This is a genomic window from Sediminibacterium salmoneum NBRC 103935 (assembly GCF_000511175.1).
GTDB classification, from domain to species: domain Bacteria; phylum Bacteroidota; class Bacteroidia; order Chitinophagales; family Chitinophagaceae; genus Sediminibacterium; species Sediminibacterium salmoneum.
The window spans coordinates 1149073-1165336 of record NZ_KI866530.1; the positions used below are offsets into that span (position 1 = coordinate 1149073).

Below are 16264 nucleotides of genomic sequence, written 5' to 3' on the forward strand. Positions count from 1 at the left end.
TTTTATAGTTTTAAAGTTTTTGAAGGACAAACAAAATTGGTGCGAGGAATATTGGTTTCAGCAATGGCTTTATATCCGCCTGCTATTTCTGTAAAGTTTCTGTATCCACGGGCCTGTAAAATGCTGGCAGCAATCATGCTTCTGTATCCGCCGGCACAATGCACAAAGAAATGCTCGGCCGGATTGATGTCTTTAATCCATTCATTTATATATAACAATGGTTTGTTGTAGGCGTTTTCAATATGTTCTGCTGTGTATTCCCCTTCCCTGCGGATATCAAAAATAGTATCCGAATTTACATTCAGCATGCCCGCAAATTCAGCTGCATCAATCCTTTCAATTGTATCAACCGGCTTACCTGCATTCAGCCAACTTTCAAATCCCCCCTCTATATACCCCAATACATTATCAAAACCTACCCTGCTTAACCGGGTAATGGCATCGGTATAGGTTTCTCCATCACAAACCAATAAGATGGGCTGCTTCACATCTACAATCATGGCCCCTACCCAGGGAGCAAAATCTCCGCCCAATCCAATATTGATAGATTGAGGAATAAATCCTTTATAAAAAACGCCGGGATCTCTGGTATCTAAGATTAAAGCCCCGGTAGACTCTGCTGCCGCTTCAAAAGCGTCTACGGTTAAAGGCGTAGATCCCTTATGCAGAACAGATTCAAAAGAATCATATCCCTGCTTGTTCATTGCTACATTCATTCCAAAATAACCCGGAGGCGGCTGAAGCCCGTCTGTTACCGCTTTAATAAAACTGTCTTTATCGGGCTGATTCAGTGCATAGTTTACTTTCTTCTGATTACCTAATGTGTCCACGGTTTCCTTCATCATATTCTTACCACAGGCACTACCTGCACCATGTGCAGGATATACAATGATATCATCAGGTAAAGGCATAATCTTATTCATCAGACTATCGTAAAGCAATCCCGCTAATTCCTCCTGCGTCATACTGGCTGCTTTCTGCGCCAGATCGGGTCGGCCAACATCGCCCAGGAAAAGGGTGTCTCCGCTAAAAATACAATGGGGCTTACCCTGTTCATCTTTTAATAAAAAAGTACTACTCTCCAATGTATGACCGGGTGTATGCAATACTTTGACATGAATCTTTCCTAATGAAAAATCTTCTCCATCGTTAGCTACTACACAATCAAAACCAGCTTTGGCAGTTGGGCCATAAATAATTTTTGCACCCGTTGCCTTACTTAGGTCTATATGACCACTTACAAAATCAGCATGAAAATGCGTTTCAAATATGTACTTCAAGGTAACATTGTCTTTCGCCAATCTATCCAGATAAGGTTGTATCTCTCTTAAAGGATCAACAATAGCTGCTTCTCCTTCAGATACAATATAATAAGCGCCCTGCGCCAGACAACCCGTATAAATTTGTTCTATTTTCATACCTATCAATTTAAATGAGATTGTAAAACTCCTGAATCATTGAAAAAAAACGAGTATCAAAAGTTACAATTCAGGCATAGTTATTTTGCGGTTATATGAGCCTGTGGATTCTGCAAAAACTCAGCCTTACACTCGCTTGCACAAAAGCCATAAACTTTTCCATCATAATGAGCGGTATCTGCAATACCAGCAGTTACAGGCATTCCACAGATAAAATCCCTTTTATTCGCAACCATCTCTGGTGTGTATTTCGCAGCAGAATCGTTTGTGGAATGATGTTCCATAGATGCCCCATGTTTTACCGGAGCCATTTCGTTTTCAGTAACTTTTTCAGCAGGGGCTTCATTACATGAACCCAAAATAAAAAGTAGCATTGCTGCCAAAAACATATTGATTCTTTTCATATTTTCTGATTTCCATTCAAAATTAATATTCAGAAGCACCTTAAAAAATGAGTTTAATCATAAAAAAAGCTGCCCGGGGGAGGCAGCTCTAACTAAACTCATACTCTCTATGCAACTACGGATTGTCCGGAGCTGACCCACTCATTCATACCTGGAGAATAGTTAACAATATTATTAAAACCATTTTTTGCAAGAATAGAATAGCCAATAGACGCCCTGTCTCCACCCTGACAGTGTATCATTACTTTTTTGGTTTTGCTTATTTTATTCAGGTTGTCTGGCAATGTTCCTACGAATACGTTTTCGGCACCTTCAATATGACCTGCATTAAACTCAGCAACACCTCTCAAATCAACTACCTGAACTTCTGAATCTTTGGCCAATGCTTTAGCTGTTTCCAGATCTACCTGATTTACTTTGCTTAAAGTACCGCCCGCCTTAGAATATGCATCTACAGATGGTAAATAACCTGCAATATTATCCAAACCAATTCTCATTAATTTTCTGGTTAAATCATCCAACATAGATTCATCTGCCAGAATCATGAAAGGTTCGTCATAAGTAAGGTACCATCCCGCCCAGGTTGCAAAAGAATTATTACCCTGAACATTTAAGCTACCAGGAATAAATCCAGCGGCAAACTCTGATTTGGGTCTTGCATCAAGTAACTTGATACCTTTTGCCATATTTGCATTCACTTCCTCTATTGAAAGTTGCTTTAGCTTGGGAACTTCAGTTAATAAAGGACGATCTACCTTGTTCAACTTCTTCATCATGGCAAAATATTTCGGCGGCTCCGGTTGATCGGCCAACAGAAATTTGATAAATCCATCTTCATTTTTGGCATACTGGAATGCCCAGTTTCTGGCTTTCTCATAACCCACTGTTGTACTTGGAACAGCACCCAAAGCCTTACCACAGGCAGATCCTGCACCATGGCCTGGCCAAACCTGTACATAATCTGGCAATGCATTGAACTTATTAATGCTCTGATACATTTGCTTGGCGCCTTTATCCTGGGTTCCTATCATACCTGCTGCTTTCTCTAACAAATCAGGTCTTCCAATATCACCTACGAAAACAAAATCGCCAGTGAATAACATAACCGGCTCATTACTTGCAGGATGATCTGTTAAAAGGAAACTGATACTTTCCGGAGTATGCCCCGGCGTATGCATTACTTTAAAACTCAGATTACCCAACTTGATAATATCGTTATCTTTTAATCCTACATGAGGAAACTCATACTCCCATCCTTCTCCACCTTCAGCAGATAAATACAGCTGTGCACCGGTTAGTTTAGCCAGCTCTCTTGATCCCGCAAGGAAATCTGCGTGAATATGTGTTTCAAAAATATGGGTGATGGTCATATTATTGGCCTTGGCAATTTCAAGATAGGTATCCACATCTCTCTTGGCATCTATCACTGCAGCCACACCTGCTTTCTGGCAGCCTATAAAATAACTGGCTTGTGCTAAACTCTTGTCGTAAATGTGTTGAAAAAACATATGGTTTCGTTTTTAAGTTTATAATTTATGATGCAAATATCAATTGTGAAAAATTGGCGTTTGGTAACTTTTGTTGCATTAGTGTCCCCCACCTGCAGGAAACAATAATTCTTTTATAATGATGTAAATACCCATGATTAAAACAAACCAGCCAAATGCCTTTTTTAGTTTTTCACCCGGTATTTTTTTAGATAAAAAGATTCCGCCGAAAATGCCCACCACTGCAAATGCTGTGAATGTTATCAGCAATTTCCAGTCAATCACTTCACTGCCCTGCAAGTCACCTGTAAACCCAATCAACGATTTGGCAGCTATGATGAATAAAGAAGTACCCACTGCTAGCTTCATCGGCATTTTAGCCAGCAAAACAAGTGCAGGAATAATTAAGAATCCACCTCCTGCTCCTACCAGACCAGTTAAAACACCCACCAATGATCCTTCTAATAGTATCATGGGATAATTGTATTGCATTGGCAGGTTTTCATCTGTCGCTTGCTTCTTCCCTGGCTTGATCATACTTACAGAAGCCAGAATCATTACTACAGCAAAAAGCAACATCAGGGCAATGGGCTTGGTGATAACTATGGAACCAATAGTAGCCACTTCTTTAGGAATCAATGGAACCAGCCACAGACGGGTAGCATATACTGCTGCGATGGATGGAATACCGAATATCAATACGGTTTTAAAATCAACTCTTTTCTGCGTGGCACTTTGAATACCGCCAACCAATGCGGTGGAACCCACAATAAACAGGGAATAGGCGGTTGCCAAAACCGGGTCAACCCCCATAATATACACCAGAATAGGAACGGTTAAAATAGACCCACCGCTACCGATAAGTCCAAGTGAAATACCAACCAATGCAGCTAATAAATAACCTAGTATGATCATTGAATCAATTTTAGAATACAAAAATGGAGAATCAAAAAGGTAAAGATGGTTACAAAAGTTACAAAATGGCAACGATCTAAAAACAAAAAGGGCTGTCTTTCGACAACCCTTTCGGAGGTCCCGAGCGGATTCGAACCGCTGTAGAAGCTTTTGCAGAGCTCTGCCTAGCCACTCGGCCACAGGACCTTGTTTGGGGATGCAAAAATAGCGGAAAGAAAGGAATTTTAAAATTCTAAATAAGAAATCCCGAATTTTACTGTCTAATCTTATTAAATATGCTCAGAATTGCTGAAAGTGAATTGATCATTAACGACAGAGGTGCAGTTTATCATTTAAATGTGAAACCAGAAGAACTGGCTACGACCATCATTACGGTTGGTGATCCGGGTAGAGTTGCTGAAGTAAGCAAGCATTTTGACAAAATTGAAGGTAAGTACGAACACAGAGAATTCATAACCCATACGGGTACCATAGGGCAGAAAAGACTTTCAGTAGTTTCCACCGGAATAGGTCCTGATAATATTGATATCGTTTTCAATGAACTGGACGCTTTGGCCAATATTGATTTTAGCACCAGAACCATCAAGCCTGCGCATACCAAACTTACCATAGTGAGAATGGGTACTTCCGGAGCTTTACAGGCGGATATTCCTGTTGATAGCTTTGTAGCCAGCACACATGGATTGGGGGTAGACAATCTGCTTCATTTTTACAAGCAGCAGAATAATGAGGAAGAATCGCAGATATTAAACGCCTTTGACACACACACTCAATTGGGCAGCAATGGGGTAACTCCTTATATGGCATCAGCATCTGCCAGTGTACTCAAAGAATTTGTAAATGGTTTCCATCATGGCATTACGGTTACCTGTCCGGGATTTTATGGACCACAGGGAAGAATTTTACGCTTACCACTGCAATTCCCCAACCTGATTCCACAATTAACCAGTTTCAGCTACGGGAATCACCGCATTACCAATTTTGAGATGGAAACCAGTGCTATGTATGGATTAGGGAAACTTCTAAATCATAACTGCTTAAGTCTTAGTGCAATAGTTGCTAATCGGGTACAACAAAGTTTTAGTAAAGACGGGGGCAAAGCAGTAGAATCCCTAATCGTAAAAAGCCTGGAAATATTGTCCGGCATGCAATAAATATTTTTTCAGCCCATTTTTAGATAGTAAATTTGATTAATGTCTGAAAATACAAAGCCAGAGATATCCATTTATCAGCATTCCATTATGGCTGCGAAGGAAGTATACCAGCTTACCTGTATGCTTCCCGTACAGCAACGCTTTGTATTAACCGCTCAACTCAGAAGAACCATCATTATTGTTTGCAACCGTGTATCAGCCATTGCTAATGCCCAAACCAAACCAACCCTTAAGTGGCAGTCTGCTCAATTCATCAAGAGTTACGCAGAATTAATCACACAAATGAAAATGTCTATCAGATTAGGGCATTTCAGAGAATCAGACTTAGCGGAACTCAGCAATTTCATGGACCAGATACTAGTCATTAGCGAATCAAATATCCAGGCAGGCTATCGCAATTAAACGCTGTTACTTCCCCATTTCAACCTAAATTGCAACATGCATTTAGTCTTCTTTAAATACCAGGGAACGGGTAACGACTTTGTTATTCTGGATAACAGAAACAACCAAATTCAACTCAATCAAAAAGATATTGCTCTTTTATGCCATAGAAGATTTGGTATAGGGGCTGATGGATTAATGCTGCTGAATAGTCGGGCGGGCTATGATTTTGAAATGAAATATTACAATGCGGATGGTGCTGAAGGCAGCATGTGCGGTAATGGCGGAAGATGTCTTACCCAATTTGCTTTTGATTCCGGAATTATAAAAGAAAAATATCAATTCATTGCTTCGGACGGACCACATGAGGCCATTGTAACACAAAGTGGCTGGGTTAAATTAAAAATGATTGATGTAAAAAGCATAAGCCAGCTTTCTGGAGCTTGCACCATCAATACAGGCTCCCCTCATTATGTGCAAGAAGTGATGAATCTGGAAGAATTTAACGTAGTGGCAGAAGGAAAAAAAATCAGGTATAACAAGGAGTATAAAGAGAAAGGCATCAACGTAAACTTTGTTGAAAGAGTAAACAAGGATGAACTCTACGTCAGAACCTATGAACGTGGGGTTGAAGATGAAACCTACAGTTGCGGCACAGGCGTTACTGCGGCCGCAATAATAATGTCAATGGAGAATGACACTCCTAAACAAACCGTACAAATTAAAACCAAAGGCGGAAGCCTTGCCGTTGAATTTGAAAGAACCGGAAAGCAAAGCTTTCAAGATATCTGGTTGTGTGGGCCTGCGGAATTGGTATTCAAAGGAACAATTAATGTAAACGGGATTTCTAAAGTGTAAAAAATGATCCAGTACTTTAAAAATATAGACGGTCAGACCATTGAAATTCAGAAAGCAGATCAGGGCGTATGGGTAAATCTGGTACCTCCGTTTAAAGAAGAAGAATTTGTAGAACTAAGTGAAGAACTGGAAATCCCCATTGAATTTTTAAGAGATTCCCTGGATATTGATGAACGCCCTCGTTATGAAATGGAGGACAATGTTAAAATCATTATCATCAAGACCCCAACAGAGAACAATTCGTTCAATGATTCGGATGCTTTTTACATTACCATACCTATTTGTATTATTCTAACTCATAATCAAATTATCACTGTTAACTCTTTTGATAATGGCGCTATTAAAAAATTCCTGAACACTTTTCAAAAAAGACACCCCGACAAGAGAAATATGATGGTATTGAAAGTGTTTGAAAAAGTAGTACAAACATTTCTGGATTACCTGAAAGAAATTAACCACAGCAGAAATCAATACGAGCAAAGTTTATACGACAGTAACAGCAATGTAGACTTACTGAAATTAATGCGTGTACAAAAAAGCCTGGTGTATTTTGTAACCGCATTAAGAAGCAACGAAATGCTGATGATGAAACTGGAAAGAACCAATTTTCTTGGATTAAACGAAGACGAAAGAGAGTTCCTGCAGGATTTAATTGTAGATACCAGTCAGGCATTGGAAATGGCGAATATTTATACCAATATCCTAAGCAGTACCATGGATGCATTTGCCAGTATCATCAGCAATAATCTGAACAATGTAATGAAGCGTTTAACTTCCATCACCATTATTCTATCCTTACCCATTTTGGTAACCAGTATTTATGGCATGAATGTAGATATACCCTACCAACATTCCAATCATGCTTTTTATATCCCGGTAATTATTTCTCTTTGCGTTTCCATCATTATCGGAGGTTATTTTTATAAGAAAAAATGGTTTTAAGCAATGCCGCTATTTAATGTTCGTGTTTACGGAATACTGATAGATCAATACCAGCGATTACTGGTAACCGATGAGTTTATACGGGGAGCTTATATTACCAAACTTCCGGGCGGAGGATTGGAATTCGGAGAGGGAACCAGAGACTGTTTAAAACGGGAATTCAGGGAAGAGACCGGGTTGGACATAAATATAGGTACGCATTTTTACACCACCGATTTTTTTCAAATTTCAGCCTTCAATAATAAAGACCAGATCATTTCCATTTACTATCGCGTGCATGCAGCCAATACAGCTATCCTGCCTACCAGTGATATCCCATTTTCTTTTCGGCCAGAGCAAATAAAAGACCCCAATGGAGAAGCAGAGGTATTCAGATGGATTCCTTTGGAAAGCTTGTCAGAAAAAGACATGACACTTCCAATAGATAAAGTAGTGGTAAAACTTTTAAAAGAAAATGCCTAAGCCGGGCTTACCCGTAAGTTGAACCTTTCCATTATTGTATGTTATACCTTTTGCGTTGGATTCGGTAAGCAGCAAAGGACCGTCCATATCCACATAGTCTAGCTGTGGCAAAAAATGGGCAATGGCAGCTGAGCCAATTACAGATTCATTCATGCTACCCATCATTACTTTCAATCCTAACTCTCTGGCTTCCTTTATCATTCTTCTAGCCGGTGTAATACCACTGCACTTGGTTAATTTGATATTGATTCCATGAAAATAACCTGCACATTTTGCAACATCTTTTTCACCAACGCAGGATTCATCGGCCATCAGGGGAAGTGATGAAGAAGCATATAACAATTTCATGCCCTCCCAATTATCTTTTGCCAAAGGTTGTTCAACCAGCTCTACTCCCAATTCGGCTAGTTCCGGTATAAGTGCAACTGCCTGTTCTGTGGTCCAACCTGCATTGGCATCCACTCTGAAAATTGCAGCCGTTTTTTCTCTAAGCGCTTTTATGATACCAATATCATCCGGCGTACCCAGTTTAATTTTATAAATCGGCCAGGGTTTCGCCAGCATTTTCTCTACCATTTTTTCAGGGGAATCTATGCCGATGGTAAAATCACAAACAGGCAATTCTTCTGACCAGCTGGTATCCCATAATTCATACAGTGGCTTGCCCTTCATCTGACCATACAAATCCCAGCCGGCTATATCCAACGCAGCAACCAAAAATGGATTATCTGGAAAAAGATGATGCAGATAATGCCAGTACCTTTCCGGATCGGTCATGGCAAATTTGGCTGCCATCTTATGTTTAGCCGTTAAATCGGCTATCATTTTATCTACTGTAATATCATAGTAAGCAATGGCCGGAGCTTCTCCGTATCCGGTAAACGGGCCAAGGTTCAATGCCACCAACAGGGCTTCCTGATGTGTTTTGGTTCTGCCATTCGATATAGTAAAAGGATGGGCGAATGGTAAACTGGTCCTGGTATATCTTAACTCCACTTCTTGCTGGTTATCTGCCTGATTGATGAATATACGATGCTAATTCCTCGTTAAACACATTTGTTTCCAACAAGTCTTCTACCGTCAGGTGCATCCGATAACACCAGAAATGATTGGGATTGGCAGGAACATTAATTTGTTCATCCAATGGATTATCTCTTCTGATTTTCTCATGCATTCCCATCAAATCCTGTATTTGAAATACAGCCCACATAGCCGGCGAAAACAAATGCTGCAACACAACTGCTTTATTAATCCAGGCTTCACAATAAGCCGGTGCATCTCCCCACTGTCCTAACTCCTGATTATAGAATTGCTGAATGGATGTTCGGTCTTCTTCCCACCAGCCTCTAATGGTACTCATGTCATGAGTAGAGGGTGTTACTACACTTAAATATGGCGCATCATTGGGATGAAAGAATGCACGTTCCGGATTCTTAGGCATTCTTTGAATTTCCAAACTCAATAATCCAAGCTGCTTCATCACTTCCGGAACACAACCCGGAACCATACCCAGGTCTTCTCCACAAATCAGCATATTGGTAACCCGCTTCAGGGAAGGTAGTTTTTGATAGGCTTCCTTTTTCCAGAAATCATCCTGCTGTTTATAAAAGTACAGCACATACAATTCCTTCAGTTGCTGCTGAGTTCCAAATTCCAATGCTTTAAATGATGGCGTATTCTCAATTCCAAATCTAAAGTGAAACTGCAGACCATCTCCATTGGCATCAAACAATAAAATATTGCTGATTAAGCTGTAAAGGCCCTGCTTTATTTTCTGGTGTTGTGCATCATTTTCCAGATTGGCAAAATGAGCTTCAATTTTTCTTTGTGTATCAAAGGATGTTTTAAGTTCATACTGACCGTTTTTAAGATCAGACAGGAAGAGACTCTTTACCAATTCGTTGTCGTATCCGAATATTTCCCACAAAACAGCATCTGTAATATAGGGTTTTGTATATCGCTCATAATCAAACCATATACCCTTTTCTGCAAACGACTGAAGCGTCAGCGGAATAGCGGGAACAAAATGCCCCATAATGCCTTCTACAGCATCCATGGGAATACTCCAGATTCTGAAAAAGCCGAGTATATGATCAATTCTGAAAGCATCAAAATAACGCCCCATTTGCGCAAATCGCTGTTTCCACCAGGCAAAGCCACTTTCCTGCATGCTTTGCCAGTTATAGGTTGGGAACCCCCAGTTCTGTCCTTTTACTGCAAAATCATCCGGTGGGGCGCCAGCTTGAAAATCCATATGGAATAAATGAGGATGTTGCCAGGTGTCTGCACCATAACGGTAAACCCCAATGGCAATATCCCCTTTTATAATGATTCCTTTTTTATGTGCATAAGCAGTAGCTTCCTTTAACTGCAAATGAAGTTGATATTGCAAAAAATAATGAAATGCAATTTCAGTATAAGATTTGGTTCCAGGTTTTACCAACTTAGCAATCTTTTGTTCGTCATACTTTGCATGTGAAGGCCAGGTTGCAAAATCTACACTACCATTTTTATCACGCAGATAACAAAAAACAGCATAAGGAGTCAGCCAGTCTTTGTTTTCATTAAAAAACTGCTTAAAATCATCCTCAGCCAAAACCCCTTCTCCGGTTGCTTTGTACACTTTTTTGGCAAAATCAATTTTATGCTCAAGAACTTCCGCATAAGCTACGGTTGGCAATTGATTCAAAGCCTGTCTTTTTTCTTCCAGCTTCTTCAAGGCAGCAGCAAATTTTTTGCCTGCAATGGCTTTCAGATTTAAATAAAGGGGATGCAGGGCAAATGCGGATATGGCTGCATAGGGATAGGAATCTTTATTCGTATGTGTAGCAGTAGTATCATTAACGGGCAATAACTGTATCATCTTAAGCCCCACTGCCTCAGCCCAATCAATCATTTTTTTCAGATCGGCAAATTCACCTACACCAAAACTATCATGGGTTCTGATACTGAATACCGGAATGGAAACCCCTGCTCCTTTCCATGAATGATTGGGCAGATAAGCAAATCCATCCTGAACAAAAGTTACTTGCTTAACATCTGTTGCAACCTGTAGTGTTCTATTATCTCCTGATTCAAACTGAATCAGTTTTTTGGTTTTGATATTATATACCCCATACTTGTATGCAATCGGAAACTGCTCTTTGCTTAAATTCAATTCCAATTCAAAATAAGGACTATCAGCCTGTTTGCCCATACATAACACAGCATCTGCATCCCAGTTATTGGCTGCTTTGAACGACCCTGACAAACAGATTACTTCATCTTTTTTTAACAAAGGAGCTTTAACCTTGAAAATATGGGTTGCTGATTTTAAGGATTTACCTTTTAGTTGTGTTTCATTTTGCTTTAATAAAACCTGTTGAAACGGCTCTGTATAAAATGCATTTTCAAAATAACCTGCATGGTTCCATGTATCCAGTAACTGAACTTTTTTATACGTCTGAACTTTCTTTAGATCCAGATACCTGTCGGTTCCCCAGTCCACTTCTGTAGATCCGTCCCCGTTAACCAATACATAGTTGTAATTAATTTTTTCTTCTGCAGAGGTTATTGGCAATTGAATATTTGCTGTCCAGGCCTGTTCATTTAAATAATGCATAGGAATGGCATTGGCCATATCTCCATTTCCCAATAAAATATGATTTCCGACTATGAAGAGATTTTGTCCGAATTCAGTATGGTATTTTAACTGAAACTGAACAGCAATAAAATCGGCAGCCGTTTCTTTATCTGTAACAGTCTTCTTTACAGCAATCGTTTTTTTTGTAGTAGCCAATGGAGTGAATTTATGACTGCTAAAATAACAAACAATGTGTATATCTCACACTTTAATTGCCTGAAAGGATAAGGTCGGCTGCTTTTTCGGCAATCATCACGGTAGCTGCATGGGTATTTCCTGAAACAATCGTTGGCATTACCGAAGCATCCACTACCCTAAGACCTTTGATCTTTTTTACCTTCAGATTCGGATCGGTAACAGCCATCTCATCCACCCCCATTTTGCAAGTACCTACCGGGTGATACAATGTTTCCAGTGTCTGTTTAATATGATCTAACAATTCTTTGTCAGACGCATCTGTTGAGGGAAATAAATCTGCTTCCTTAGCATAGGCTTGTAAAGAAGATGCATTCAGAATATCCATTGATTTTCGCAAAGCTTTAATTAATAATTGCTGATCGGTTTCTGATTCCAAAGCTTTGTGATTGATCAGTGGGCTGTCTTTGGGATTGGATGTTTTTAAAAGAACGGTGCCTCTACTTTGCGGATGCAATAAAATTGACATCACAGAAATCTGATCTATCAGAGGAAAGGTTTTCAGCTCATACAAATCCGTTGAATAATCTCTGGCAACTCCCAGGGGTGCAAAATGAAACTGAATATCCGGCCTACTTTGTTTATCCTGCAAACGTATAAATGCATTGGCTTCCAGCGGACTATTCCCCAATGGTCCCGACTTCAGCAACAGATACTGTAAAATGGCTTTGGTTTTATTCCAGGGCTTTAATAAGGAATTGGCGGAAGGCGCAGAGGTTTCCATACTCACGCCACTCCAGAAATGGTCCTGCAAATTTTTACCCACACCGGGCACCGAAGCCAGTACATCTATACCCACTTTTTTCAATTCATCAGGATCTCCGATACCCGACAACATCAATAACTGAGGAGACTGTATGGCTCCTGCAGAAAGCAGTACCTCCTTATTACAATTGATTCTCTCTGCACCAACTGATCCATAACTTACTTCTACCCCAACTGCAGTTCCATTTTCAACTAAAACTCTATTAACTTTTGTATTGGTTTTAATGGTCAGATTTTTTCTATTCAATATGGGTTTTATAAAAGCCGCTGCTGTACTTAAGCGCCTATTGTCTTTTATATTAAACTGCAATAAATGAGCCCCTTCCTGCACTGCCCCGTTATAATCTTCATTCGAAGGAATTCCAATCTCATTACAGGCAGCCACAAAAGCTTCTGCAAAAACACTGGGTTGTTTTGAATAACTAACATGCAGAGGGCCGCCTTGTCCATGATATTCAGATTCAATTTGTTCGTTGTGTTCAGACTTAATGAAATAAGGAAGTACTTCTTCATATGACCAGCCTGTATTTCCGAGTAACGCCCACTCATTAAAGTCTTCCTTGTTCCCCCTTACATAAGCCATGGCATTGGTAGAACTGCTGCCCCCCAATGTTTTGCCTCTTGGAATATACAGCTTACGATTCCCAAGTGCCTTTTGGGGTACCCCCCAGAACTGCCAGTCAACATTTGACCGGTGCAATTCTCCGTAGGCACCGGGAATATGAATTTCTTTTTTGGAATCAGGAGCACCTGCCTCAATCAGCAACACTTTGTTTTCGGGATTCTCAGAAAGCCTGTTCGCCAATACTGCACCTGCAGATCCCGCACCAATAATGATAAAGTCGTAAGTCATATCTTAAATATAATTAAATCACTCTTATATTTGTAAACTAACAATTGTTCGCATATGAATTTGACACAAAACCGCAACGAAGACTGGATGAAACTGATGCTGAGCGAAATGAAACAGCGGATGGAGAAAATTGCTTTGGGAGGAGGTAAAAAAGCAATAGAAAAACAAAGAGAAAGAAATAAACTTACTGCAAGAGAAAGAATTGAATATCTCTGCGACAAGAACCAACCCTTTATTGAGATTGGTGCTTTTGCAGGATACGATATGTACAAGGAGGAAGGGGGATGTCCGGCAGGGGGAACTGTTGCCGGTATTGGATATATCAGTGGCAGACAGTGTGTAATTGTAGCCAATGATCAAACGGTAAAAGCAGGTGCCTGGTTCCCGATTACGGGAAAGAAGAATCTCCGGATGCAGGAAATTGCCATGGAAAATAAACTTCCCATCATATACCTGGTAGACAGTGCCGGTGTTTTCCTGCCTATGCAGGATGAAATTTTTCCTGACAAGGAACATTTCGGAAGGGTTTTCAGAAACAATGCAAGAATGAGTGCCATGGGCATTACTCAAATTGCTGCTGTAATGGGTGCCTGCGTTGCAGGTGGGGCTTATTTGCCTATTATGAGCGATGAAACCCTGATGGTGGAAGGTAATGGAAGTATTTTTCTGGCTGGTTCCTATCTGGTTAAAGCAGCCATTGGAGAAGATATAGATAATGAAACTTTAGGAGGTGCAATCACCCATACTGAAATCAGCGGCATTGCCGATTATAAATTTGCAACCGAACAGGATTGTTTAGACCAGATTAAAAAAATCATGAGTCAATTGGGTAGTCCAGAAAAAGCGGGCTTTGACAGAATTGCCCCTGCACTTCCCAAGAAAGACCCCAGTGAAATATATGGCTTAATACCCGAAGGAAACCTGAAACCTTACGACATGCTTGAAATTATTGAACGCATTGTAGACAACAGTGAGTTCAATCAATTTAAACAGGACTATGGCAAAACCATTTTGTGCGGCTATGCCCGTATAGATGGATGGGCCGTTGGGATTGTTGCCAATCAACGACTGGTATGCAAAAGTAAAAAGGGTGAAATGCAGATTGGAGGTGTAATTTATAATGACAGCGCAGATAAAGCAGCGCGTTTTATTATGAACTGTAATCAGAAAAAAATACCATTGGTTTTCTTACAGGATGTTACCGGTTTTATGGTAGGAAGCAGAAGTGAACACAGCGGTATCATTAAGGACGGAGCAAAGCTGGTGAATGCAGTAGCGAATTCCGTTGTTCCCAAAATCACCATCGTTATCGGCAACAGTTATGGTGCCGGCAATTATGCCATGTGCGGAAAAGCCTATGATCCCAGATTTATTTATGCATGGCCTTCCGCAAAGATTGCAGTGATGGGCGGAGATCAGGCAGCTAAAACCCTGGCTCAAATTCAGGTAGCCACCATGAAAGCCAAGGGAACCGTTCCTACTCCTGAAGAAGAGAAAAAATTACTGGACACCATTAAAGACCGGTACAACCAACAGACTACTCCCTATTATGCGGCGGCCAGAATCTGGGTAGATGAAATCATTGACCCAATTAAAACCAGACAGGTTATTGCAGAGGGAATACATGCTGCAAACCACAACCCCAATTTGGACACATTTAAGACAGGGGTATTTCAGGTATAATCAATAAAATAGATTTATTTCGCGACATGTCGCATCAATTATTGATTTATACAGATGGAGCAGCCAGAGGGAATCCCGGCCCCGGCGGATATGGTATTGTACTGCTTTGGGGAGACAAACAAAAGGAAATTGCTGCGGGTTACCGTTTAACAACGAATAACCGAATGGAACTGATGGCGGTGATTGTTGCCCTGGAGTCTCTTAATAAAAAAGGAATCCCTGTTACTATTTATACAGACAGTAAATACATTGTAGATAGTGTTCAGAAAGGCTGGCTGGAAAACTGGATCCGCACCCATTTTAAAGGGGGAAAAAAGAACAAGGATCTTTGGTTAAGATACCATTCCATAGCCCTGCAGTTTCACGTAAGATTTGTATGGGTAAAAGGGCACGCAGACAACAAATACAATAATCGTTGCGACGAATTGGCGACACAGGCAGCAGATGGTAGAAATCTACTGATTGACGAAGTTTACGAATCAGAAAACGGATAAAATGCGCAGAATCAAATTAAGCTAACTTAACGTTGTTCGCTTTTTTAATCAAGATCCAGCTGGCAAAAAATACTGTACTGAAGAATAAGGTTGAGTAAATGCTATTGGGATAAAATGGCAGACCATCAGCATAGGTCATCATTAACCCTTCCAAAGTTTTAGGTCTGTGCCATCCGCCACCACCTAACCAAACCAACCCGTTGGATAGGATAAAATAAACAGTCGGAGCCGCTAAGGACGCACCCAATATAGAAGCAATTTTATTTTGATTCACCAGGAATCCAAAGCTGGTTAACCCAATAATTAAAAGGTAGTTCTTCCACTGACCGCCATAAAATCCGGAAATGGAACTAAGATCGCTCATGTATAAAAGCTGATATATGCTGTCTGAAATGAACATAGACAACAAGGGCATCAAAAAAGCCAGTTTTTTGTGCTTTACAAACAAAGAGCCGGCAAAAATAGCAATGGCCATCTGGGGTGCAAAACCCATTGGTCTGTTAGGGAATACACGGTAGATAGCAGAAGCCAACACCATCAATACCAAAGAAAATATAAATTGCTTGTTCAGTTTCATCGTTGTCAATTTCGAAGCAAAAATAAGCGTATTCTATTAAGAACCACAGTCATT

The 16264-nt window shown here is 40.3% G+C and carries 15 protein-coding genes and 1 tRNA gene; 7 read left to right on the forward strand and 9 right to left on the reverse strand.

Going from position 1 to position 16264, the window contains the following annotated elements; all coding sequences use genetic code 11:
* Window positions 1–2: 2 nt before the first annotated feature.
* The 5 genes from P767_RS0105530 to P767_RS0105550 all read right to left on the reverse strand — a co-directional run bounded on the left by P767_RS0105530 (window position 3) and on the right by P767_RS0105550 (window position 4410).
* Window positions 3–1418 carry an MBL fold metallo-hydrolase gene (locus P767_RS0105530; RefSeq protein WP_026763728.1) on the reverse strand — a complete coding sequence of 472 codons (1416 nt, stop codon included), beginning with the start codon at window positions 1416–1418 and terminating at the stop codon, window positions 3–5.
* A gap of 80 nt (window positions 1419–1498) precedes the next feature.
* Complete coding sequence (locus P767_RS16000) at window positions 1499–1822, reverse strand: YHS domain-containing protein (protein ID WP_037352339.1); 324 nt, start codon at window positions 1820–1822, stop codon at window positions 1499–1501.
* 107 nt (window positions 1823–1929) lie between these two features.
* A complete protein-coding gene (locus P767_RS0105540; protein ID WP_026763729.1) occupies window positions 1930–3330 on the reverse strand; it encodes an MBL fold metallo-hydrolase in 1401 nt (466 codons plus the stop codon).
* Window positions 3331–3408: 78 nt separating this feature from the next.
* The gene (locus P767_RS0105545) at window positions 3409–4224 is read right to left on the reverse strand and encodes a sulfite exporter TauE/SafE family protein (protein ID WP_037351648.1); all 816 of its coding nucleotides are present in this window, start codon (window positions 4222–4224) and stop codon (window positions 3409–3411) included.
* Between the two features lie 115 nt (window positions 4225–4339).
* A tRNA-Cys gene (locus P767_RS0105550) sits at window positions 4340–4410 on the reverse strand.
* Window positions 4411–4499: 89 nt separating this feature from the next.
* On the opposite strand from P767_RS0105550, the gene P767_RS0105555 reads away from it, so the two are divergent.
* From P767_RS0105555 to P767_RS0105575, 5 genes are read left to right on the forward strand one after another with little or no spacing between them, the layout of a single operon-like run.
* Window positions 4500–5378 carry a nucleoside phosphorylase gene (locus tag P767_RS0105555; protein ID WP_026763731.1) on the forward strand — a complete coding sequence of 293 codons (879 nt, stop codon included), beginning with the start codon at window positions 4500–4502 and terminating at the stop codon, window positions 5376–5378.
* A gap of 39 nt (window positions 5379–5417) precedes the next feature.
* Window positions 5418–5780, forward strand: coding sequence for a four helix bundle protein (locus P767_RS0105560; protein ID WP_026763732.1), 363 nt, complete (start codon window positions 5418–5420; stop codon window positions 5778–5780).
* A 36-nt stretch (window positions 5781–5816) separates the two neighbouring features.
* On the forward strand, window positions 5817–6617 hold the full coding sequence (gene dapF / locus P767_RS0105565; protein ID WP_026763733.1) for a diaminopimelate epimerase: 801 nt from the start codon (window positions 5817–5819) through the stop codon (window positions 6615–6617).
* Between the two features lie 3 nt (window positions 6618–6620).
* On the forward strand, window positions 6621–7559 hold the full coding sequence (locus tag P767_RS0105570) for a magnesium transporter CorA family protein (protein ID WP_026751610.1): 939 nt from the start codon (window positions 6621–6623) through the stop codon (window positions 7557–7559).
* A gap of 3 nt (window positions 7560–7562) precedes the next feature.
* Window positions 7563–8021 carry an NUDIX domain-containing protein gene (locus P767_RS0105575; protein WP_026763734.1) on the forward strand — a complete coding sequence of 153 codons (459 nt, stop codon included), beginning with the start codon at window positions 7563–7565 and terminating at the stop codon, window positions 8019–8021.
* On the opposite strand, the gene P767_RS0105580 is transcribed toward P767_RS0105575, so the two are convergent.
* Genes P767_RS0105580 through P767_RS0105590 form a run of 3 tightly spaced genes read right to left on the reverse strand, consistent with a single transcriptional unit; the run spans window position 8004 to window position 13456 of the window.
* Complete coding sequence (locus tag P767_RS0105580; protein ID WP_026763735.1) at window positions 8004–9017, reverse strand: dipeptide epimerase; 1014 nt, start codon at window positions 9015–9017, stop codon at window positions 8004–8006. The genes P767_RS0105575 and P767_RS0105580 overlap by 18 nt on opposite strands.
* 10 nt (window positions 9018–9027) lie before the next feature.
* Window positions 9028–11799: a 4-alpha-glucanotransferase gene (locus P767_RS0105585; RefSeq protein WP_245586840.1), complete on the reverse strand. Its 2772-nt coding sequence runs from the start codon at window positions 11797–11799 to the stop codon at window positions 9028–9030.
* 52 nt (window positions 11800–11851) lie between these two features.
* A complete protein-coding gene (locus P767_RS0105590) occupies window positions 11852–13456 on the reverse strand; it encodes a GMC family oxidoreductase (protein WP_026763737.1) in 1605 nt (534 codons plus the stop codon).
* A 54-nt stretch (window positions 13457–13510) separates the two neighbouring features.
* On the opposite strand from P767_RS0105590, the gene P767_RS0105595 reads away from it, so the two are divergent.
* Both P767_RS0105595 and rnhA read left to right on the forward strand, forming a co-directional pair.
* Window positions 13511–15139, forward strand: coding sequence for an acyl-CoA carboxylase subunit beta (locus P767_RS0105595; RefSeq protein WP_026763738.1), 1629 nt, complete (start codon window positions 13511–13513; stop codon window positions 15137–15139).
* Between the two features lie 26 nt (window positions 15140–15165).
* Window positions 15166–15633 (forward strand): ribonuclease HI, encoded by a 468-nt coding sequence (rnhA, locus tag P767_RS0105600; protein ID WP_026763739.1) that lies wholly within the window; start codon window positions 15166–15168, stop codon window positions 15631–15633.
* 16 nt (window positions 15634–15649) lie between these two features.
* Here the strand turns inward: rnhA and P767_RS0105605 are convergent, their stop codons facing one another.
* The gene (locus P767_RS0105605; RefSeq protein WP_026763740.1) at window positions 15650–16210 is read right to left on the reverse strand and encodes a DUF6580 family putative transport protein; all 561 of its coding nucleotides are present in this window, start codon (window positions 16208–16210) and stop codon (window positions 15650–15652) included.
* Window positions 16211–16264: the final 54 nt, after the last annotated feature.